The organism is Bradyrhizobium sp. P5_C11_2 (assembly GCF_054049755.1).
The window spans coordinates 1-1,734 of the sequence record NZ_JBFULT010000920.1; the positions used below are offsets into that span (position 1 = coordinate 1).

At 58.5% G+C, this 1,734-nt stretch carries 3 protein-coding genes; 2 read left to right on the forward strand and 1 reads right to left on the reverse strand.

Annotated features, from left to right (window positions below):
• A partial coding sequence (locus tag ACXJL8_RS40285) for a TetR/AcrR family transcriptional regulator (RefSeq protein ID WP_456686952.1) occupies positions 1-461 on the reverse strand: 461 nt, incomplete at its 3' end.
• A 128-nt stretch (positions 462-589) separates the two neighbouring features.
• Here ACXJL8_RS40285 and ACXJL8_RS40290 point away from each other — a divergent pair.
• Together ACXJL8_RS40290 and ACXJL8_RS40295 are read left to right on the forward strand one after the other, a co-directional pair.
• A complete protein-coding gene (locus ACXJL8_RS40290; protein ID WP_456622772.1) occupies positions 590-1,288 on the forward strand; it encodes a glutathione S-transferase family protein in 699 nt (232 codons plus the stop codon).
• Between the two features lie 55 nt (positions 1,289-1,343).
• The gene (locus ACXJL8_RS40295; RefSeq protein ID WP_456622771.1) at positions 1,344-1,718 is read left to right on the forward strand and encodes a tautomerase family protein; all 375 of its coding nucleotides are present in this window, start codon (positions 1,344-1,346) and stop codon (positions 1,716-1,718) included.
• Positions 1,719-1,734: the final 16 nt, after the last annotated feature.

A 1,734-nucleotide genomic window follows, 5' to 3' on the forward strand; every position in this document is an offset into this window, starting at 1 on the left:
GCATAAATGGCGCGAGCCCTTGCCTCACTCTCCTTGGGCTCGACCACCTCCGCGGCGGTCAGTTGCTTGCTCAGCCAAGCGACATTGACGTCAGCAAAAGCCTGAACCTCCTTCAACACCGCTTCGGGAAGTTCGTCATATTCGGTCGCCATAAAACTGCTGAGGCAAATGCGATTATCGCGCTCAAGCGACGCTCGGAAGATGTCCGGATACCGGCGTAAGGCGGCGATCGGGCTTTGAGCCGCAGCCGAGATCGCGTCCAGGTCGCGGGCGATATCTTCCCAATAACGCTTCGCAACGGCCTCGCCGAGCGCGGCCTTGTTGGTGAAATAGTAGTTTATGCTGGCGGCCTTGATGCCCACGGTCTGCGCCAGATCGCGGAAATTTATGCCGCCATAGCCGTAGGCCATCGCTGCTTCCCGCGCGGCCATCAGGATTGCTTCCTTCGCATTCTCTTTCATCGTTTTCGCCATATTCGAATGGTACCTACCATATGACAGATAGGGGTTGACAGAGCAAGTTTTGAGTCGTAGTTGTTTACCTGTCATCTGACAGGCAGGTGACTTGCCAGCACAAAGCGAGACTCGCCATGACCGACAAACTCAAGCTCTTCACCTCCCCCTCGGCCTTTCCCAATCCGCAGCGTTTGCGCATCTTCATGCATGAGAAAGGCATCGCCGATCGGTTCGATGAAACGATCTACGATATGTCGCCAGTCGGCGAGCAGCGCGGCTGGAAACATCTCAAGATGAACCCGTGGGGCGAGACCCCGACCTTGGGGCTCCCGGACGGTTCCTTCCTCAGCGAGACCTCCGCCATTGCGCGTTACCTCGACGACACTTTCGAGGGTCGAAAGATCATGGGTGCGACGCCTCACGAGCGGGGCCTCGACCAGATGTGGGACAACCGGGTGTGGGTACACATCCTCTATCCCATCGTCACCGCCTTCCATGTGCTGCACCAAGGCCTCGGGCCGAAGCTGGAACTGACCAGCAATCCGGCGTGGGGCGAGCATTCCCGCAAGGTGGCGCTGAATCACGCGGCGCTTGTCGATCGCCATCTAGCCGATGGCCGCGAGTGGTTGCTGGGCGGCGAGGCGCCAACGTTCTCGGATATCACGATGGCGACCGCGATCGCCTTCTCGAAGTTTCCGGTGAACGCCACGCCGCTCGATGAGCGCTTCGAGCACATCGATGCCTTCTGGCAGCGCTGGCAGCGCCGGCCAGCCTTTCTGGCCGCCTACGCCGACCGGAATAGTGGTGTGCCCGAGCTCGATAACCGGGCCTGAACGCTCATCCCCCTCGACCCAGCTCAATCCGAAACTCAATCTGAAGGAGGCTGCAATGCCGTTCGCACGTATCGATCTGATCCAAGGTAAAACCCCCGAATACCGCGCCGCCGTGGCCGACATCGTCTACAGGGGCATAATCGATGTCCTCAAGGCGCCCGACGGTGATCGCTTCGTGGTTGTCGGTGAGCACACCGCCGACAACCTCATTTATGATCCCAAATTTCTCGGCTTCAGTCGGTCTCCCGACTTCATGCTGATCCAGGTGACCAGCACTGTCGGAAACCAAAAAGACACGAAGTTCGCCTTCTACCGTTTCGTCGCCGATGAGTTAAAAACTAAGCTGGCCGTCCGTCCAGACGACATCATGATCAACATGGTCTTTGTGGACAAAGAGGACTGGTCGTTTGGCGACGGCCAGCCCTGGTGATCGGCTGAATCTGAAC